We start from the raw sequence: 18,042 nt of genomic DNA, 5'->3' as shown, positions 1-18,042 counted from the left end.
GGTGCCTGGGGGGAGTCGGCCGCGTGGGTGATGACATTCGGGTCAGGGACCGTCACGACGGCAGGCTGCTGCGGTACGGCATCGCGGCGATCGCGCTCGGCGCGTGGGTGACCTACGCACCGGTGCAGGCCACGGCATGGGCCGATACCCCGGACTCCGCGTCGACCTCCGAGACCAGGGACGCCGGCCCCAAGGCCGATGCCGCGGAGAAGGCTGAGGAGCCCGACAAGGCCAACGCCGAGACGTCGACGTCGGACGACGGCGCGACCGACAGCGAGCCGCCTGCAGAGGGCGAAGCCACCGGAGAGCCGGAGGAAATCGAGCCGGGCGAGGAAGAGGTCGCCCCCGAGCCCGAGCCGGTGGCCGACGAACCCGTCGAACCCGTCGACCCCGTCGAGTCCGGCAACCCGCAGCCCACCGAGGAGCCGGCCACCCCGGAAATCGTTGTCGAGCAACCGGTCCCGACCGACGAGCGGGAGTCGACGCGGCACGAACCGCTGGTCGCCGCCGAGGAGACCAGCGAGGACACCGCCGCGGTTCTCACTCTCAGGCCCACGAAGACCCGGGAGCTCACGCCGCCGTCGGCCGCCCCACCGGCGACCGTCGCGACCGCGCTCGCGACCGTCGAGACCCCGTCGCCGGTCGAGAAGACGACGCCGACCCCGCCACAGCCGCTGTCGCCCGTCGCCGAACTCCTCGAACTCCCCGGCCGGATGGTCAACGCCGTGCTGCAGGTCCTCGGCTTCACCACCGCGGCCAACGTGCCCGTCAGTCCTATCACCTTGGCCCCGTTGAACGATCTGGTGTTCGGCGCCTTCCGCGAGATCGAGCGGCACCTGGGGCTCTGGCAGGACCCCGGCCCGTTACCGGCGGTGCCCACCATGACCTACACCGGCGACACGGACCGTCCGACGCCGACCGTGGCGCAACTCCTCAACGCGTCCGCGGCGGGCTACGTGCTGGGTTCGACACCCGGTGGCCTGAAACCGTTGACTGTCAATGGTTTCCAGATGCAGTCGACCAACGTCTTCTCCGGCATGGTCGGCAAGGCCTGGGTCACGCCCGAGGGGCAGGTCATCATCGCCTACCAGGGCACGACGGGTGGGTCGAACCTACTGTTCAACCCGCTCATCACGATCAGCCAGATCGTCGCCGACCTGCAGGTGGTGTTCACCGGCACCACGCCTATGGCGTTCCACGACGCGCTCGACTTCGCCGAACGCGTGCAGGCCGAGGCCGCGCTGCAGGGCTACAGCGACGACGACATCTTCGTGACGGGCCACTCCCTCGGCGGGTGGGAGGCGCAGTACGTCTCCCAACAGATGGGCTTCGCCGGTATCGGATTCGAGGCCCCCGGCATCAATACCGTCGTCCCCGGCAACGGGGCCGACTCGATGTTCGTCAACGTCGGCACCTACGGCAGCACGGCGCCGTACATGGCCACGGATCTGTTCGGGCTGCAACCGTTCATGCCGCCCTTCGTGCCCGGCGGCGGTGTCAAACCGCACTACGGTCCGATCGTGATGATCGGCGATCCCGCCAACATGACGCCGCTCTACAACGCCTCGCAGCTGTGGGGGAGGGGCCCGATCGGCAGCGCGGTCTTCCTCGTCGACTTCCTCATGAACTTCTTCCAGTACCACCTGCCCGGTGTGCAGGCCTACCACCTCGACGTCACCCCCGACCCCGGCATCGTCCTGTGGCTGGGTACCGCGCGCGGACCCGTCCACACCGGCTACGGGGCGCTGACGATCCCCGAGCTGATGCAGGCCGCCTCCGACGACGGCATCCTGTTCCTGCCCTGACGCCGCGCACAGCCACCTCACAGGCCCCAGGGGTGTGACCTGGCGCATAGCCGGGGTACCCGACAGGTATGGTCAACGCCGATCCACGCCCCCACGCCGTCCGTCAGCAAGCGAAGCGACATGCCGAGCAGGCCCGCGAGAAGATGGCCGAGCGGCGCGCCGACCACGACGGCGGCATCGGCGGACGACTCGGCGAGCGCGCGGGCCGGTGGGACCTCGGTGGTCAGGACGAGGCCACCATGCAACGTCAGAAGTACCTGTGGAACTTCCTGGTGGACCACTGGTTCCGGATGGAGTTCGACGGGTGGGAGAACCTGCCCGACGCACCCGTGCTGCTGGTCGGGATCCACTCCGGGGCGCCGTTCGTCTGGGATGCCTGGACCGTCGGGGTGCAGTGGTGGCGCCGCTTCGGGCAGGACCGTCCGCTGCACGGCACCGCGCACGACGCGCTGATGGCGCTGCCGGGGATCGGCCGCTACTTCCGGGCGATGGGCGTGCTGCCCGCCGCGCCGGACTCGATGGCCACGGCCTTGGCTGAGGGCCGCGACGTGGCAGTGTGGCCGGGTGGTGAGGTGGACTCGCTGCGGCCGTGGACCGAACGGGACGTCGCGAATCTGGCGGGCCGCGCCGGATTCGTCCGGATGGCGATCAAGGCGGGGGTGCCGATCGTACCGATCGCGACCGTCGGCGGGGCCGACGCGATGCCGGTGCTGATCCGCGGCGACGGGCTGTCGCGGGCGTTGCGGCTCGACAAGCTGCTGCGGCTCAAGGTGTTTCCGATCGCGCTGTCATTGCCGTGGGGGATCGCACCCGCGGCGCTGCCGCAGTTCCCGCTGCCGGCGAAGATCCGCACCCGGTTGATGCCAGCCGTCGAGATCGACCACGATCCGGCCCGCGCGGACGACGACGACTACGTCGAGCAGAAGTATCGCGAGGTGCAGGACAGCATCCAGCGCGGGATGGACGCGCTGGCGCGTAAACGGTCGCTTCCGCTCTTCGGCTGACCTACCGACGCCCGGGACGCCCAAAGCCCCTGTGCCACAATCCCGGTATGCCGTTCTCGCTGGGTCCCGACGACCGGCCCGGCGTCGAGCATATGATCAAGAAGTCCCGCTTCATCGCCCGCCTGCGGATGGCCGAATCCGAGGAGGCGGCGGTCGACTTCATCGCGTCCACGCGGACGGCCGACCGCGGTGCCCGGCATCACTGCTTCGCCTACGTCATCGGCGACGACAAGGAGTCGCGGATCGAGCGCAGCAGCGACGACGGGGAACCGGGTGGGACCGCGGGCATGCCGATGCTGAACGCGTTGAAGGCGCACGACCTCGTCAACGTCGTCGCCGTCGTCTCGCGGTACTTCGGCGGCATCAAACTCGGTGCGGGTGGACTGTCCCGGGCGTATGGGGGAGCGGTGACCGCCGTGATCGAGACCGCCACCCTGCGGCCGCGCATCTCGTGGCAGGTGTTCGACCTCGCCGCCGACCATGCCGACGCGGGCAGAGTGGAGGCCGAGCTGCGCGCCCGTGGCTTCGAGGTCGCGGATGTGGCATACGGCGAGCGCGCCACCCTCACGGTCATGTGCACCGACGAGACCCGGCTGCACACGGTGGTCGACGAATTGACCTCCGGTGCGGGCGAACTGCACCATGTGCGCCGGGTGTGGCGCTGAATCACTGCGCTGAAGAATCAGGAGACGGTACCGATGAGCCGACCAGACGTGGTGATCGCGTCCTACCTCGAACCCGACCTGGTCGAGCGGATCGCGGCCGCGGACCCCCGCGTGCGGGTGCACTACCACCCGGACCTGCTACCGCAGCCACGCTGGCCGAGCGATCACATCGGCACGCCCAGGGAGCTGACCCCCGAACAGGATCAGCGGTGGACGGCGTTGCTGGGAGACGCCGAGGTGATGTTCGACTTCGACTGGCGCCGCCCCGGGGAGACGATGGCGCAGTCCCCGAAGCTGCGCTGGGTTCAGGCGACCTCGGCGGGTGTCGGGGCGAAGATGGCCGACCTCGGACTGCGGCACCGACCGCTCACCGTGACCACCGCGTCGGGTGTGCACGCCGACCCCCTCGCGGAATTCGCGCTGGCCGGCATCCTCTACTTCGCACGCGGGTTGCCGCGACTCGCCGCCGACCGCGCCGCGCGCCGATGGCGCGCGAACGCCACCTCCGAGCTGGCAGGCCGGCACGCGCTCATCGTGGGGGCCGGGCGGATCGGCACCCGGATCGCCGAGGTGCTGGCGGTATTCGGCGTCACGTCCACCGGGATGACGCGCACACCCCGTGAACTCGGCCCGCCGTTCACGACCGCGGCGACGCGCGAAGAGTTGTCCGACCACCTCGCCGCCGCCGACATCCTGGTGATCGCCGCGCCGATGACCGACGAGACGCAGGCCATGATCGGTGCCCGCGAGCTCGCCGCGCTGCCGGACGGGGCGATCGTCGTCAACGTCGGGCGCGGCGGCACGGTCGACGAGGACGCTCTGGTCGATGCGCTGCGGGCCGGGCGGCTCGGCGGCGCGGTCCTCGATGTCACCCGCACCGAGCCGCTGCCCGAGGAGTCACCGCTGTGGACGCTCGACGGCGTGGTGCTCAGCCCGCACACCGCGGCGAACACACCGTCCGAGAACGCCAAGATCGTCGACATCTTCGTCGACAACCTCCGCCGGTACCTCGACGGGCAGCCGCTGCGCAACCTCTACGACCACGACGCCGGGTACTGACCCGCTAACGCGGCGCCCGTCGGCGCCGATATCCGGGCATGACCCCGTTCCGCACCGCCGGTGTGCTCGCCGTCGCGATGACCGCGCCGTACCTGCTGGCGGCCCCGGCTGGCGCCGCGCCCGCCGCGTACCTCGAGCCGGTCCCGGTGACGGCGTCGCCGGGCTGCGGCGGAACGGTCCGCGCGGAGGTCCAGGTGGTGCCCGTCCAGATCGACAACCGGCTCGACGACGGTGTGCGCGTCGCGATCAACTACGACGCGGGCGTCTACGACGGCTCGTGCGCGCTGACCGTGACCGCCGACTGGGCCAACCTCGACACCGGCGCCTCGGGAAGCGACGACATCACCGCGGTCTCCACGATCGACGGACACTACGGTTTCATCGGGTACGCCAACGCCACCTTCGACACGGGCAGCGGCACCGTGGTCGTCACAGTCAGCTCACATCCCGGTGAGGAGATGCGCGTCAGCTCGTAGCCGGGTCGGCGGTAAGGCGGCTAGCGGCGAAGTCGGCACCCTGTTTGGTCAGGTCGCCGTCGTAACTGGTCGGCGTGTGCGCGGCGAAGTTCAGGCCGTCGGAGCAGACGAAGTCGTCCGTCGCGCAGAACTTCCGGGTCTTCAACTCGTACAAGGGGCCGATGGTGACCGGCGGTTCGCCGAGGAAGTTCATGGCCCGGACGTTGGGGGTGCCGAACAGCACGACGGCCGCGACGTGGTCGGCGACCTCGGGCTGCAGCGGTTTGGGCACCGTCGCGGGGTCGACACCGGCCGGGACGTCCGCGGACGTCACGAAGCCCGCCACCGCCGCGCCCTGGGAGTAGCCGCCGAGCACGATCTGGGTGTCCGGGCAGGTGTCCGCCGTCGACAGCACCCGCGCGCCCGCGTCGCGCACACCGTCGATGCCGGTGGCCCACTGATCGGTGGCCGGGTAGTCGACCGGGTACACGTTCAGCGTGCGGTCCCCGAGCTGCGGGCTCAGCGCGTCGATAAACGCCTGACCCGTCGGCCCCACGCCGGGAGGCTCGTTGGTGCCGCGAGCGAAGATCACCTCGACATCCGGACACGACGGTTGCGCCGCGGCAGACGGCATCAGAGCGGCCGGTGCCGCCACCATCATCAGCGACACCGACCCGAACACCACTCGGATCTTGTTGAGAACCACGCTCACCCTCCCCTGATAGCTTCCGACCAATTGAGTAACGCGGCGACCAATCCGTCATACCACCCGTGCCGACATCGGTGTCCGCGAGGGAAGCGTGCAGCGCCCTCGGTGAAAACGTCGTCGCTCGCCGAAGCATTCCCACGTTCAGTGTCGCGCCGCGAACCGCCCCCGCGCCACCGGAAGCGAACCGGCCGTCAACCCGCGAGTTGGGCGCCGTCGGCGAAATCGGTAGTCCGCGAGAGGTTCTCCCACTCCCGGATGTCGGCATCGACGGCGCTGCGGGCGGCGGCGATGAGGCGGAGCGCATCCGAGCCCAGTACGAGGTGCGCGGGCGGCGACGGCACGTCGAGGATCGCCAGCACGGCCTCCCCGGCCTTGGCCGGATCGCCCAACTGGTTGCCGCTGGCGGCGATGCGGGCCGCGCGGATGGGCGCGAACAACTCGTCGTAGTCGGCGATGGTGTGTGCGGCGCGGGTCATCGAGCGGCCGGCCCAGTCGGTGCGGAAAGAGCCCGGTTCGATCGCGGTGACGTGGATGCCGAACCCGGCGACCTCCTTGCGGATGCTCTCGAGTAGACCCTCCACCGCGAACTTGCTTGCGCAGTAGGCGGACATCCCTGGCACCGCCATCAACCCGGCCATCGACGTGACAGCCATCAGGTGGCCCGCGCGCCGCTGCCGCATGTGGGGCAGGGCTGCCTGCAGTGTCGCGGCCACGCCGAAGACGTTGGCGGCGAACTGCGCTCGCACGTCCACCAGCGGTGTCTCCTCGAAGACGCCCTCGACGCCGTAGCCGGCATTGGCGATCACGACGTCGATCGGGCCGAGCGCCGACTCGACGTCGTCGACGGTGCGGAATACCGCCGCGTCATCGGTGACGTCGAGCAGTCGCGCATGCGCCCGCCCCGGTGCCAGCGCCTCGAAGGCGGTGGCGTCATCGGATCGGCGCACGGTGCCGACCACCCGGTCCCCGGCGTCGAGTGCCGCGGTCGCGAACGCCCGGCCCAGTCCGGTGCTCACTCCAGTGATGAAAAAGGTTCGCATGGGTCATCTCCCGATTGGTTCAGATTCTCTACACAGTGTCGAAAAAATGCGACGCGACGTCAAGTACGTGAAGCCGGAAAATCAACACGGTGTCGATTCGTGCTAGCTTTGGCCGCGTGACGACCCGACGGCGCTCGACCGCACCGCGCAAGGGTGATCTGCGCCGGGAGGCCATCCTCGACGCGGCCGAACTCCTCCTGGCGGCGGTGGGTTATGACGCGATGACGATCGCGGACATCGCCGACGGCGCCGGCATCACGCGCGGTGCCCTGTACTTCTACTTCGGTTCGAAGCAGGAGGTCATCACCGCGCTGTTCGCCCGCTACGTCGAGGTCCTCCACGAGAAGTCCCGCGCCGCAATCCAGGACGCGGCCCGGGGGGCGGCGGCGATCGACGCCGCGATGAAACGGACGGAGGCGGTCTGGCGTGAACACGGCGTCGTGATGCGCACCGCGATCGACCTCGCGGCGTCCATCGACGAACTCGACGCACTGTGGGCCGGTACCGCCGACCTGTTCATCGACGCCATCAGGACGATCCTGGAGAACATGGGTGTACCCGCGGGGCGGGGCGTCGACGAGTCGTCGGCGATCGCGACGGCACTGTGCTGGATGATCGAGCGGAACTTCTATCAGGCGTCGCGGATCTCGAACGCCGAACTGGCGCGGGCGAGCAAGACCTGCGCCGAGATCTGCCGGCGCGCGGCGGGCTCGCACTGAGTCCGGTCAGAGTCCGCGCGGGTCACCCAACTCGGTGGTGGCCGCCTCGGAAGGATCGCCCACCGGGTCGGGGCTGTCGGGGTCGAGACCCGTTGCCGTCCTGACGAACGGCCCGAACAGCCGCCAGCCGAGTTGGAACGCCAGGGCGTCCGCGATGGCGACCCGCGCCGCGTGCTCGTCGCCGTGGCGGTCGTGCGCGGCCGCCACCAACTGATCGACATTGGGGAAGCCGTGCTGAAGCCTGCCGACGTCGAAGCCGTCCAGCAGTGCCCGGGCGATCACCTTCCAACTGCGTTCGATACGGGTCTCGACCTCGTCGCGCGGTGAGTCCGCGTCTCGGGCGGCCACCAGATCCTCGGCGATGAAGTCCAGCACGGCGGCCACCACGGCCTCCTTGTTGCCGATGTGCCGAAAGATGAGGCCCGCGTTGACTCCTGAGCGGTCCGCGATGTCGCGCAGCGAGGTGGCCGCGGGCCCGCGTTCGGCGAACAGATCGGCGGCGTGCGCCAGCACCGTCGGCCGGATCCGGGCCGCCGCGCCCCGCTGTTCGGCGCCGGCTGTAGTCATATGGCTACACTAGTCTGTAGTCAATCGACTACAAAGCCGGCACACCCCTGAGGAAGACCATGACCGACAAGACGCTCAACGACCGCTCCGCCGTCACCGGCACCGACCGCTGGTTGACGAGGTATTACGCACTGCGCGGGGCGGTTTCGCTCGTCTGGGTCGCCGCCGCGGTCACCATCGGGACGATGTCCACACCCGTGGCGGCCGTGCTCCTGCTGATCTACCCGGCGTGGGATGCGCTCGCCAACACCGTCGACGCACACCAGAACGGCGGCCTGCGACGCAATCCCACTCAGGCGGTCAACACCGCCGTGTCCTGCGTGACCACGGTGGCCGTCGCCATCGCGCTGCCCGCGAGCCTGAACGCGGTCCTCGGCGTCTTCGGACTGTGGGCGGCCCTGTCCGGCCTGCTGCAGCTGGCGACGGCCGTCCGTCGGTGGAAAACCGTTGGCGCGCAGTGGTTGATGGTGGTCAGCGGCGTGCAGTCCGCGGGCGCGGGCGCGCTGTTCCTCAAGCAGGCCGGCGGGCCCGAGACGCCGAGCGTGGCCGACATCGCGCCCTATGCCGCGTTCGGCGCCTTCTACTTCCTGGTGTCAGCGGCCTGGCTGTTCGTGGTGGTGCGCCGCCGCGTTCGGTCCGCGTGACGCGGAGAACGCGTCCACGAGCTCGGGCACTTCCCGCAGGTGCCTGCGGAGCACGTCGACACTGGCCTCGGCGTCATGGCGGTCCAGGGCGGCGATCAGCTCGCGGTGCTCCTGTTCGATGATGGCCAGGCGGGCGGGCGCCTCGGCCAGGGTGCGGGTGCCGAGCCGGACCTGACGGGGCTGCAGCGCGTCGTACAGTTCGGCGATCACCGCATTGCGTTGGTGGCGCACGATCTCGGAATGGAACACCTGGTCCAGCTGTGCGAACCGGTTCCAATCATGTTCTCGCCCAGCCTGTTCCATGTCCTCGATGAGCGCCCGGGCGCTGTCGGGTACGCCCGCCCGGCGCTGGCAGATCGTGCGTAGCGCATCAGATTCGAGGACGAACCGGGCCTGGTAGATCTCCCGCATCTCGCCAGCCGTGACGACGCGTACCTGCGCGCCGCGGCGGGGTAGCAGGTCGACGTACCGCTCCACCTGCAGCCGCTGCAGGGCTTCCCGCACGGGGGTGCGGGAGGTGTTCACCTTCGCCGCGAGCGCGACCTCGTCGATGAACTCACCCTCGGCGTACTCGCCGTTGAGGATCGCGTCGCGAATCCACTCGTAGGCGCGTTGGCCCGCGGACGTCTTGACCGCTGCCGCGCGGGCGCGGCCCCCAGGGGTGGACATAACGACCATTGAACCATTTACACGCCGTGCATTCTTCGTGTATACAACGTGTCTACAGATGCGGACCGAGAAGAGGCAGGCGATGACCGTTCCTCCCGAGCACCGCCCCGCGGTGTCGATCTGGCTCACCGAACCGTCGGCGGCGGCCGTCGAGATGGGCGCGCTCGCCGGGTACGACACCGTGGTGCTCGACATCGAGCACGGCCTGTTCGACCTGCGCGCCCTGGACTGGCTCATCCCGCTCATCCGCGCGAAGGGGATGCGGGTGATCGCCAAGGTGCTCGGGCCCGAACGGGGCCCGATCCAGCAGGCGCTCGACTTCGGCGCCGACGCGGTCGCCATCCCGCACATCACCTCCGCCGAGCACGCCGCGGAGATCTGCGGGTACGCGAAGTTCCCGCCGCTGGGTGACCGGTCCTTCGCCGGCGGCCGGACCTCGGACTACCGCGGGTTCACCGACGACTGGGTGACCGCCCAGGACCGGAACACCCACTGCTACCCCATGATCGAGGACGCCTCCGCGTTCGACGACATCGAGGCCATCCTGGCGCTTCCCGTCGTCGACGGCATCTTCATCGGACCGTCCGATCTGTCCCTGCGCCGTGAGCGCGGCGCCTACGGCGTCACCGAGGCCGACCTCGCCGACATCCGCCACCTCGCCCGGGCCGCCAACGCGGCGGGCAAGCCGTGGGTGCTGCCCGCGTGGAGCGCCGCCGAACAGCGCCTGGCTCTCGAGGAGGGTGCCCACACGATCGTCGCGTCGATGCAGTACGGCGCGATGCTGGCCGGGTTCACCGCGACCATGCAGAACCTGCAGACGATCAGCCACGACGTGAGGAGCGCGCGATGACCCTGACCGCCGCGATCGCCCAGTTCGCCCCCGGGGAGGACAAGGCGGCGAACGTCGACACGATCGTCGATCTGCTCCGGCAGGCCGCCGCTCAGGGCGCCGAACTGGTCGTGCTGCCCGAGTACGCGGTGTTCACCGTGCCCGCCATGGACGATCGTTTCGTCCACGCCGCCGAGACGCTGGACGGGCCATCGGTGAGCAGGCTGACCGAGGCGGCCGCGGACCTCGGGTTGACCGTCATCGCCGGGGTCAACGAGGTGGCCGGCGACGGCAGGATCCACAACACGCTCGTCGGCATCCAGGACGGCAGGATCGCGGCCGTCTACCGCAAGGTGCACCTCTACGACGCGTTCGGTTACAAGGAGTCCGACCGGGTCGTCGCCGCTGACCCGGCACCACCGGAGTTGTTGCGCGTCAACGGGTTCACCGTCGGCATGCAGACCTGTTACGACCTCCGGTTCCCGGAGACGTCCCGTGCTCTCGTGGATGCGGGCGTCGACGTGATCGCGCTGCCCGCCGAATGGGTGCCCGGGCCGCTCAAGGAGTACCACTGGAACACCCTGCTGCGGGCCCGCGCCATCGAGAACACCGTCTATGTGCTGGCCGCCGACCAGATCGCCCCCGCCGGTTCGGGTAACAGCGTCATCCTCGACCCGATGGGCATCCCGCTCGCCGCGCTCGGCGAGGCCGCCGGGATCGGCGTGGCCCGCCTCGAGCGCGACCGGCTCGAGCGCGTCCGCACCGTCAACCCGGCGCTCACACTGCGCCGGTACCGCGTCCAGCCGGAGGCGTGAGATGAGCCCCGTCCGGATCGTCCGCCGACTGCGCCGCGCGGCGGCCGTCGTCACGGCGGTGGCCAGTGCGGCCGCCCTGTCGAGTTGCGCTGTGCAGGACGGGAAGTACGTCCTGCACTACACGACGTACTCGTCGCCGACCTCCGACCAGTCGATCACCATGCAACGCTGGGCCGACGAGGTCGAGGAGCGCACCGGCGGCGGCGTCACGATCACCTTCCACTACTCGGAGAGCCTCGTCGGGGCGGACGAATCACTGCAGGCGACCCTCGACGGCCGCGCCGATCTCGCCCAGGTCGGTTCGCTGTACTCGGCGTCGGACTTGTCGATGTTCACGGTCATCGAGTTGCCGTTCGAGACGAACAACCCCCAGGTCCAGATGACGGCCATCGAGCGGCTCTACGAGGAGAACGAGACCTACCGCGACGACTTCGACCGCCAGGGCGTGCAACTGCTGTTCCCGCTGCCGCTGGGCATCAACCTGATCGGGTTGAAGGAACCGGCGGCCACGCCGAAAGACTTGGCAGGCAGGAGCATTCGCTCGGGTGGGCTGACCTCGGAGGCGTTGCTCGCCGTCGGCGCCAACCCGGTCTCGATGACCGCCACCGACGTCTACGAATCCATGGAGCGCGGCGTCATCGACGGGTACACCTCGCTCGCGATCGCCAACCTGCCCACGTTCGGGTTGTCCACCAACACCCCGTATCTCGTCGATCCCGGTATCGGCGCCTACGCGTCGTCGATCGTGGTGATCAACTCCGAACTGTTCGAGAAGATGCCGCCCGAGTACCAGGACGCGATCGGTGAGGCGTCCGGCCGGGCGATCGCCAACGGGCTCGAGGAGATGGATGAACTCGGCGCCAGGGCGTGCACCGATCTCCGCAGCACCGGTACGCAGCTGGCCACCATGCCCGCCGCCGACGTCGCCGCATGGAAGGACCGCGCCGGCATCGCGCAGGACTGGGTCGACCGCTACGCCGAACGCGGCTACGACGCACAGGGCGTACTGGACGACTACCGCCGGATCATCCGCGAAGAGTCCGCCCGATCGCGGTACGCCGATCAGTTCTACGCCTGCCTCGAAGGAGAGGGCCGATGACCGAGAACGTCACCCTGCCGCGGGCGGTGACCGTGGTCGCCCGCGCCATGAGCGTCGTCGCGGGGGTCCTGCTGCTCGGGGTCATCCTGTTGACCATCGCCGACGTGGTGAGCCGCAACGCCAGGGACCGCTCGATCGTCGGGACCGTCGACATCGCCACCATGCTGCTGGTCGCGATCGCGTTCCTCGGGTTGGCATCGGCGGAGGCCGACGGGCGCCACGTGGTGGTCGAGTTGTTCGAGAACAGGTTCGGGGCACGGATGCGGCTGGTGCTGTCGGTCGTGCGGACCCTGCTGCTCATCGGGCTCGCGCTGCTGATGACGTGGGGCTTGACCGAGGTCCTGATCAGCGCGACCGAGCGGGGGGAGACGACCAACGACATCCTCCGGCTGCCGACCTGGCCGGCGAAACTCGTTCTGTTGGCGTCGTTCGCGATGTTCTTCGTGGTCGCCGTATGGAAGGAAGTGCTCACCGTCGCCGCGTTGTCGGCGGGCCGACGGAATCCAGCACTGCGGACCGAGCACAGTGAGGCGGCCCGATGACCGCCACCACCGGCGTCGTGCTGATCGTCGTCCTCGTTCTGTTCTTCGCGCTCCTGGCGATCCGGCTGCACGTTGGCCTGTCGCTGATGGCGTCCGCGTTCGTCGGGGTGCTGCTGTTGCGCGGTACCGGCGCCGGCGTCAGCACCGTGGCCAACCAACCGTTCAGCACGGCGGCCAGTTACTCGCTGACCATCATCCCGCTGTTCATCGTGATGGGGATCTTCGCGGTGCGAGCCGGGTTGGCGCAGGCCGGTTTCGACCTCGCCTCGGCGGTCCTCCGGCGCCTTCCGGGTGGGCCCGCGCTGGCCTCGCTGGCCGGCTCCGGGATGTTCGCCGCGGTCACCGGATCGAGCGTCGCGACGGTCGCGACCATGGCCCGGGTGTCCACCGACGCGATCGTGCGCGCGGGCTACAGCATCCGCCTGGCCGCGGGTGTGGTCTGCGCCGGCGGCACACTGGGAGTGCTGATCCCACCGTCGATCGTGCTCGTGCTCTACGGCGTCGTGACCGAGGAGAGCATCGGCCAGCTGCTGATCGCGGGCATCGGGCCCGGGCTGCTCACCATCGCGGTCTACGCGGTCACCATCGTCGGTCTGGTGATGTGGCAACGGCGGCGCGCCGGTGTCCGCTCCGGTGAGCCGACCACCGAGCAGGCCCCCGCCGACGACGGAACCGCCGCCGCGAACGACGAGCCGGGCCGCCTCGACATCATCGGATTCCTTTACCTGGCAGTGATTTTCGCCGTGTCGATCGGCACCATCTACCTGGGGCTGGCCACGCCGACCGAGGCCGCGTCCTTCGGTGCGCTCGCCGCCCTGGTCGTGCTCTTGCTGCGGACGCGACCGCCGGCGTGGATCCGTGAGGTCGGCGAGGCGCTGCGCGAGGCCGTCGGCCTGACGGCGATGACCTTCCTGCTGATGGTCGGCGCCGGCGTGTTCACCTATGTCCTCGCGCTGAGCGGGGCGAGCAGCTCGCTGGTGAACGCGGTCACCGCGGCGGACCTGCCGCCGTATCTGGTCCTGGTGCTGTGCCTGGCGATCCTGTTGCCGCTGGGCATGTTCCTCGACGGCATCTCGATGATCCTCATCGCCGCACCGCTGCTGCATCCGATCCTGACCGGTTACGGATTCGACGGCATCTGGCTCGGGGTGCTGGTGGTGAAGGTCGCCGAGATGGCGCTGATCACACCGCCGGTCGGGATGAACGCGTTCGTGTACTCCGGGGCCGTGCGTGAGGCCGGGCTGGGCCGCATCTTCCGCGGCATCGTCCCGTTCATCGTGGCCGACCTCGTGGTGGTCGCGTTGCTGATCGCCTTCCCCGCGATCATCACGTTCCTGCCGTCGATGTCGGGTGCGCAGTGACCCGTCAGGGCACGATGACGATCTTGCCGGTGAGGCGCCATGTGCCTAGGCGATCATCCACAGCACGAGGCTGAGCACGAAGGCGCTGAGCCCCAGCGTCGTCTCCAGGACCGTCCACGTCTTGAGCGTCGTCTTCACGTCCATCCCGAAGAACCGGCTGACCAACCAGAACCCGGAGTCGTTGACGTGGGAGAGCACCGTCGCCCCCGCCGCGATCGCCATCACCAGCGCGGTGAGTTGCACACTGCTCAGGTCCGCGGTCGCGACGGCCGCGCTGAGCAGGCCGGCCGTCGTCGTCAGCGCGACGGTGGCCGAACCTTGGGCGACGCGCAGCAGTGTGGAGATGACGAACGCCTGCAGGATCAGCGAGATGCCGAGGTTCGACAGCGAACTGCTCAGCGCGTCGCCGATACCGCTGAGCCGCAAGACGCCACCGAACATGCCGCCCGCACCGGTGATGAGGATGATCGCGCAGATCGGTCCCAGCGCCTTGTCGAGGATGTCGCTCACGTCGGCCATCGACCGGTTGCGCAGTCCGAGCACCAGCGTCGCCACGATCACGGTGATCAGCAGTGCGATCGACGTGGTGCCGACCAGTTTGAGGTACTCCGCCCAGGTGGCGTCCTCGGAGATCACGCCCGCGGTCTGCAGGGTGTCGACCACGGTGTTGCACGAGATCAGCACGAACGGCAGCAGCAGCACACCGAGCACGGTCATGAACGCAGGCGGTGTGCGGGTGGCGGTGCGGGCAGTGCCACCCGCGGCGCCCGGCGCGTCGGCGGGCTCATCGGTGCGGCCGCCGTTGATCTCACCGAACAGCGAGGTGGGGATGTCGATGTACACCCGGCGGCCGATGATCTGGGAGACCAGGAACGCGCCGACGTACCAGGACAGGACCGCGACCGGGACGCCGATCAGGAGCGTGAGACCGATGTTGGCGCCGAGCAGTTCGGCGGCCGCGACGGGACCGGGATGCGGTGGGACCAGGGCGTGCATGGCCGCGAACGCACCCGCGGCCGGGAACGCGTACAGCAGCAGCGAGCCGCCGAAACGCCGCGCGACGGTCATGATGATGGGCAGGAAGACGACGAGCCCGGCGTCGAAGAAGATCGGGAAACCGAACAGCAGGGCGGCCACGCCGAGGGCCAGCGGCGCCCGCTTCTCCCCGAACCGGCCGATCAGGGTGTCGGCGAGAACCTGTGCGCCGCCGGTGATCTCGAGGAGCCGGCCGATCATCACGCCGAACCCGACGAGTAGGGCGACCGAGCCGAGGGTGTTGGAGAAGCCGTAGGACAGCGCGCTGGGGACGTCGCCGACGGGGATTCCCGCGGCCAGTGCGGTCAGTGCGCTCACCAGTACCAGCGCCAGGAAGGCGTGCAATTTCACCTTGATGATCAGGAACAGCAGCAGCGCGACGGCGGCCGCCGCGATCAACAGGAGCGTGCCGGTCCCGTATGCGGGATCAATGGCCTCCATGCGAACCTCCGACCAGGGTGCTCTCCATCGCTACTCCTCGCGAATCCGTTGTGTGGACGTAACTCTCGATGATCGAGTCGATGCTCTGGGCGACGTCGATGACGACGCCCCCCTCGTCGGGTTCGAGCGGCTCGAGGGTCTGGAACTGCGACGCCAGCAGCGTCGCGGGCATGAAGTGTCCGGGCCTGCTCGCCTGGCGTCTGCCGATGGTCTCGACCGTTCCGGCCAGGTGCAGGAACTCGACGTCGGGGCAATGGCTGCGCAGTTGGTCGCGGTACCGGCGTTTGAGCGCCGAACAACTCATCACGCCCCCGCCGTGGTGGCGCGCCAGCCACTCACCGATCGACTCCAGCCACGGCGTCCGGTCGTCGTCGTCGAGCGGCTGGCCCGCGGTCATCTTCGCGATGTTCTGCGGCGGGTGGAAGTCGTCGGCGTCGGCGAAGGGGACCCGCAACCGCTGTGCGAGCGCCGCGCCGACCGTCGATTTACCCGACCCCGATACGCCCATGACGACGATCGGTGATGCCATACCCTCCACCTACTCCCTGTGCTCGACATCACATAGCGTGCCGCAATAGGCATACTATTGCAAGAGGCGGATCGAAAACATCAGGTGCTACCACTGGGCGCAGGCGTCTGACATGATTTGTGCATGCTCGATCGGCACGTCGCAGGCGCACTCCACGGCAGTCTGGTGACTGCGTTGGGGACGGCGATCGTGTCCGGTCGGTACCTGCCCGGGGCCATCCTCACCCTCGACGGGGTGAGCGCCGAACACGCGGTGTCGCGCAGTGTCGCCCGTGAGGCGATCCGGGTCCTCGAGTCCATGGGGATGGTCGAATCCCGTCGCCGCGTCGGGATCACGGTGCAACCCGCCGAGCAGTGGAACGTGTTCGACCCGATGCTGATCCGCTGGCGGTTGGACGTCGGTGATCGCACCGGCCTGCTGGTCTCGCTGTCGGAGTTGCGGCTGGGCTTCGAACCGGCGGCGGCGGCACTCGCCGCGCGGCGCGCCACCCCGCATCAGTGCCGTGTGATGGCGTCGGCGGTGTCCGACATGGTCGTGCACGGACGGTCCGGCGACCTCGACGCATACCTGCTGGCGGACAAGCTGTTTCACCAGACCCTGCTGGAGGCCAGCGGGAACGAGATGTTCCGCGCGCTGACCGGCGTGGTCGCCGAGGTGCTCACCGGCCGCACCCAGCACGGGATGATGCCCACCAAACCCAACATCGACGCGATCGCACTCCACGACGAGGTGGCGCGGGCGATCCGGATGGGCGAGGCGAAGCAGGCCGAGGACGCGATGCGTGCGATCATCGACGAGGCCGCCGCCGCGGTGGTCGACGAGACGACCTAGGCCGCTTCGGTAACGATTCGAAACCCGTTGTGTTGCAGGATGACACCTTGACGCTGAACAGTCGCTGAGAACCACTATGGTCACGAGGTGCACCGGCGAACGGCCCTCAAGCTCTCGCTGCTCTTGACAGCGGCCGCGGCGCTGACCGAGCTACCGGTGGCCTCCGCGGAGCCGAGCCGCTGGCCGGCGGACCGCGCCAACGCCTGGTACGCGCAGCAGGGCTGGCTGATCGGCGCCAACTACGTCACCTCGACGGCGGCGAACCAGATCGAGATGTTCCAGGCCGGCACTTACGATCCGCGCCGCATCGACGCCGAACTCCGCCTGGCCCGCCAGGTCGGCTTCAACACCGTCCGGGTGTTCCTGCACGACCTGTTGTGGGCCACCGACCGGGCCGGCTTCAGCCAGCGGCTCGCGCAGTTCGTCGGCATCGCGGCCAGCCACCAGATCAAACCGATGTTTGTCCTGTTCGACTCCTGCTGGGATCCACAGCCGAAGGCGGGCCGTCAGCGCGCTCCGGTCGCGGGCGTGCACAACTCCGGGTGGGTGCAGAGCCCCGGCGCCGCCCGCCTGCAGGATCCCGCGTACACCCGGGTGCTGCAGAGCTACGTCACGGGCGTGGTCGGACTGTTCCGCAACGACCCACGCGTACTGGCGTGGGACGTATGGAACGAGCCGGACAATCCGGCGAAGGACTATCGCAAGACCGAACACGAGGACAAACAGGAACTCGTCGCCGCGTTCCTCCCACACGTCTTCCAGTGGACCCGCGCCGTCAACCCGGCCCAACCGGTGACCAGCGGTGTGTGGCAGGGCCACTGGCGGGATCCGAAGCGCCGCAGCAAGGTCGCCAGTGTGCAGCTCGACCACTCCGACATCGTCACCTTCCACAGCTACGGGAATCCGTCCGAGTTCGAAAACCGCATCGACGAACTCACCCCGCTGGGCCGTCCGATCATCTGCACCGAGTACCTGGCGCGGGGCCTGGGCAGCACCGTCGAAGGCGTTCTGCCGGTGGCGAAACGACGCAACGTCGGCGCCTACAACTGGGGTTTCGTCGCAGGCCGGACGCAGACGTATCTGCCGTGGGACTCGTGGAAGAAGCCCTACACCGAAGCGCCCGACCCCTGGTTCAGCGACCTGCTGCGCCCGGACGGAACGCCATACGCGGACAAAGAGATCCGCGTGATCCAGAAGCTCGCCGGGGTGGCGGACGGCTGACCG

Annotated in this window: 20 protein-coding genes; 14 read left to right on the top strand and 6 right to left on the bottom strand. The window is 69.1% G+C overall.

Features of this window, described 5'->3' with window-relative positions; genetic code table 11:
- Positions 1-23 precede the first annotated feature (23 nt).
- The 5 genes from AU194_RS11940 to AU194_RS11920 all read left to right on the top strand — a co-directional run bounded on the left by AU194_RS11940 (position 24) and on the right by AU194_RS11920 (position 5,009).
- Positions 24-1,805, top strand: a complete 1,782-nt coding sequence (locus AU194_RS11940) for a hypothetical protein (protein WP_059089451.1) — start codon at positions 24-26, stop codon at positions 1,803-1,805.
- A gap of 68 nt (positions 1,806-1,873) precedes the next feature.
- A complete protein-coding gene (locus AU194_RS11935) occupies positions 1,874-2,809 on the top strand; it encodes a lysophospholipid acyltransferase family protein (protein WP_059089450.1) in 936 nt (311 codons plus the stop codon).
- Positions 2,810-2,856: 47 nt separating this feature from the next.
- Positions 2,857-3,474, top strand: a complete 618-nt coding sequence (locus AU194_RS11930; protein ID WP_059089449.1) for a YigZ family protein — start codon at positions 2,857-2,859, stop codon at positions 3,472-3,474.
- Between the two features lie 33 nt (positions 3,475-3,507).
- Positions 3,508-4,533: a D-2-hydroxyacid dehydrogenase gene (locus AU194_RS11925; protein ID WP_059089448.1), complete on the top strand. Its 1,026-nt coding sequence runs from the start codon at positions 3,508-3,510 to the stop codon at positions 4,531-4,533.
- Positions 4,534-4,571: 38 nt separating this feature from the next.
- Positions 4,572-5,009: a hypothetical protein gene (locus tag AU194_RS11920; protein WP_059089447.1), complete on the top strand. Its 438-nt coding sequence runs from the start codon at positions 4,572-4,574 to the stop codon at positions 5,007-5,009.
- Here AU194_RS11920 and AU194_RS11915 read toward each other — a convergent pair.
- Entirely contained in the window at positions 4,999-5,649 is a 651-nt protein-coding gene (locus AU194_RS11915; protein ID WP_059089488.1) for a cutinase family protein, read from the bottom strand. The genes AU194_RS11920 and AU194_RS11915 overlap by 11 nt on opposite strands.
- 239 nt (positions 5,650-5,888) lie before the next feature.
- Entirely contained in the window at positions 5,889-6,737 is an 849-nt protein-coding gene (locus AU194_RS11910) for an oxidoreductase (RefSeq protein WP_059089446.1), read from the bottom strand.
- Positions 6,738-6,853: 116 nt separating this feature from the next.
- On the opposite strand from AU194_RS11910, the gene AU194_RS11905 reads away from it, so the two are divergent.
- The gene (locus AU194_RS11905) at positions 6,854-7,456 is read left to right on the top strand and encodes a TetR/AcrR family transcriptional regulator (RefSeq protein WP_082698609.1); all 603 of its coding nucleotides are present in this window, start codon (positions 6,854-6,856) and stop codon (positions 7,454-7,456) included.
- Positions 7,457-7,462: 6 nt separating this feature from the next.
- Here the strand turns inward: AU194_RS11905 and AU194_RS11900 are convergent, their stop codons facing one another.
- Positions 7,463-8,023 carry a TetR/AcrR family transcriptional regulator gene (locus AU194_RS11900; protein ID WP_059089445.1) on the bottom strand — a complete coding sequence of 187 codons (561 nt, stop codon included), beginning with the start codon at positions 8,021-8,023 and terminating at the stop codon, positions 7,463-7,465.
- A gap of 59 nt (positions 8,024-8,082) precedes the next feature.
- Here AU194_RS11900 and AU194_RS11895 point away from each other — a divergent pair, with 59 nt between their 5' ends.
- Positions 8,083-8,667 (top strand): DUF308 domain-containing protein, encoded by a 585-nt coding sequence (locus tag AU194_RS11895; protein WP_059089444.1) that lies wholly within the window; start codon positions 8,083-8,085, stop codon positions 8,665-8,667.
- Here the strand turns inward: AU194_RS11895 and AU194_RS11890 are convergent.
- Positions 8,617-9,336 (bottom strand): GntR family transcriptional regulator, encoded by a 720-nt coding sequence (locus AU194_RS11890; RefSeq protein ID WP_059089443.1) that lies wholly within the window; start codon positions 9,334-9,336, stop codon positions 8,617-8,619. The genes AU194_RS11895 and AU194_RS11890 overlap by 51 nt on opposite strands.
- A gap of 82 nt (positions 9,337-9,418) precedes the next feature.
- On the opposite strand from AU194_RS11890, the gene AU194_RS11885 reads away from it, so the two are divergent.
- The 5 genes from AU194_RS11885 to AU194_RS11865 are packed head-to-tail and all read left to right on the top strand — an operon-like array spanning position 9,419 to position 13,982.
- Entirely contained in the window at positions 9,419-10,186 is a 768-nt protein-coding gene (locus tag AU194_RS11885) for an HpcH/HpaI aldolase/citrate lyase family protein (protein ID WP_082698610.1), read from the top strand.
- On the top strand, positions 10,183-10,980 hold the full coding sequence (locus tag AU194_RS11880; RefSeq protein WP_059089442.1) for a carbon-nitrogen hydrolase family protein: 798 nt from the start codon (positions 10,183-10,185) through the stop codon (positions 10,978-10,980). The genes AU194_RS11885 and AU194_RS11880 overlap by 4 nt, the downstream gene beginning before the upstream one ends.
- 1 nt (position 10,981) lies before the next feature.
- Positions 10,982-12,079, top strand: coding sequence for a C4-dicarboxylate TRAP transporter substrate-binding protein (locus AU194_RS11875; RefSeq protein WP_059089441.1), 1,098 nt, complete (start codon positions 10,982-10,984; stop codon positions 12,077-12,079).
- A complete protein-coding gene (locus AU194_RS11870; RefSeq protein ID WP_059089440.1) occupies positions 12,076-12,621 on the top strand; it encodes a TRAP transporter small permease subunit in 546 nt (181 codons plus the stop codon). Before AU194_RS11875 ends, AU194_RS11870 begins: the two co-directional genes overlap by 4 nt.
- A complete protein-coding gene (locus AU194_RS11865) occupies positions 12,618-13,982 on the top strand; it encodes a TRAP transporter large permease (RefSeq protein ID WP_059089439.1) in 1,365 nt (454 codons plus the stop codon). Before AU194_RS11870 ends, AU194_RS11865 begins: the two co-directional genes overlap by 4 nt.
- Positions 13,983-14,027: 45 nt before the next feature.
- On the opposite strand, the gene AU194_RS11860 is transcribed toward AU194_RS11865, so the two are convergent.
- The gene (locus AU194_RS11860) at positions 14,028-15,458 is read right to left on the bottom strand and encodes a GntP family permease (RefSeq protein ID WP_059089438.1); all 1,431 of its coding nucleotides are present in this window, start codon (positions 15,456-15,458) and stop codon (positions 14,028-14,030) included.
- The gene (locus AU194_RS11855) at positions 15,445-15,987 is read right to left on the bottom strand and encodes a gluconokinase (RefSeq protein ID WP_059089437.1); all 543 of its coding nucleotides are present in this window, start codon (positions 15,985-15,987) and stop codon (positions 15,445-15,447) included. Before AU194_RS11855 ends, AU194_RS11860 begins: the two co-directional genes overlap by 14 nt.
- Positions 15,988-16,110: 123 nt before the next feature.
- On the opposite strand from AU194_RS11855, the gene AU194_RS11850 reads away from it, so the two are divergent.
- Entirely contained in the window at positions 16,111-16,818 is a 708-nt protein-coding gene (locus AU194_RS11850; protein WP_059089436.1) for a FadR/GntR family transcriptional regulator, read from the top strand.
- Positions 16,819-16,905: 87 nt separating this feature from the next.
- On the top strand, positions 16,906-18,039 hold the full coding sequence (locus AU194_RS11845; RefSeq protein WP_059089435.1) for a cellulase family glycosylhydrolase: 1,134 nt from the start codon (positions 16,906-16,908) through the stop codon (positions 18,037-18,039).
- Positions 18,040-18,042: the final 3 nt, after the last annotated feature.

This window comes from Mycobacterium sp. GA-2829, assembly GCF_001499965.1.
Taxonomy (GTDB): Bacteria; Actinomycetota; Actinomycetes; order Mycobacteriales; family Mycobacteriaceae; genus Mycobacterium.
The sequence above is the reverse complement of the archived record's forward strand: the minus strand, read 5'-3'. Positions and strand labels throughout refer to the sequence as shown.

Excerpts from the sequence above, each read along its gene's own strand:
- AU194_RS11850 (WP_059089436.1), top strand. The coding sequence starts at position 16,111 with ATGCTCGATCGGCACGTCGCAGGCGCACTCCACGGCAGTCTGGTGACT.
- AU194_RS11870 (WP_059089440.1), top strand. The coding sequence starts at position 12,076 with ATGACCGAGAACGTCACCCTGCCGCGGGCGGTGACCGTGGTCGCCCGC.
- AU194_RS11900 (WP_059089445.1), bottom strand. The coding sequence starts at position 8,023 with ATGACTACAGCCGGCGCCGAACAGCGGGGCGCGGCGGCCCGGATCCGG.
- AU194_RS11920 (WP_059089447.1), top strand. The coding sequence starts at position 4,572 with ATGACCCCGTTCCGCACCGCCGGTGTGCTCGCCGTCGCGATGACCGCG.
- AU194_RS11925 (WP_059089448.1), top strand. The coding sequence starts at position 3,508 with ATGAGCCGACCAGACGTGGTGATCGCGTCCTACCTCGAACCCGACCTG.
- AU194_RS11935 (WP_059089450.1), top strand. The coding sequence starts at position 1,874 with ATGGTCAACGCCGATCCACGCCCCCACGCCGTCCGTCAGCAAGCGAAG.
- AU194_RS11880 (WP_059089442.1), top strand. The coding sequence starts at position 10,183 with ATGACCCTGACCGCCGCGATCGCCCAGTTCGCCCCCGGGGAGGACAAG.
- AU194_RS11875 (WP_059089441.1), top strand. The coding sequence starts at position 10,982 with ATGAGCCCCGTCCGGATCGTCCGCCGACTGCGCCGCGCGGCGGCCGTC.
- AU194_RS11855 (WP_059089437.1), bottom strand. The coding sequence starts at position 15,987 with ATGGCATCACCGATCGTCGTCATGGGCGTATCGGGGTCGGGTAAATCG.
- AU194_RS11885 (WP_082698610.1), top strand. The coding sequence starts at position 9,419 with ATGACCGTTCCTCCCGAGCACCGCCCCGCGGTGTCGATCTGGCTCACC.
- AU194_RS11915 (WP_059089488.1), bottom strand. The coding sequence starts at position 5,649 with ATGATGGTGGCGGCACCGGCCGCTCTGATGCCGTCTGCCGCGGCGCAA.
- AU194_RS11890 (WP_059089443.1), bottom strand. The coding sequence starts at position 9,336 with ATGTCCACCCCTGGGGGCCGCGCCCGCGCGGCAGCGGTCAAGACGTCC.
- AU194_RS11930 (WP_059089449.1), top strand. The coding sequence starts at position 2,857 with ATGCCGTTCTCGCTGGGTCCCGACGACCGGCCCGGCGTCGAGCATATG.
- AU194_RS11910 (WP_059089446.1), bottom strand. The coding sequence starts at position 6,737 with ATGCGAACCTTTTTCATCACTGGAGTGAGCACCGGACTGGGCCGGGCG.
- AU194_RS11865 (WP_059089439.1), top strand. The coding sequence starts at position 12,618 with ATGACCGCCACCACCGGCGTCGTGCTGATCGTCGTCCTCGTTCTGTTC.
- AU194_RS11895 (WP_059089444.1), top strand. The coding sequence starts at position 8,083 with ATGACCGACAAGACGCTCAACGACCGCTCCGCCGTCACCGGCACCGAC.
- AU194_RS11860 (WP_059089438.1), bottom strand. The coding sequence starts at position 15,458 with ATGGAGGCCATTGATCCCGCATACGGGACCGGCACGCTCCTGTTGATC.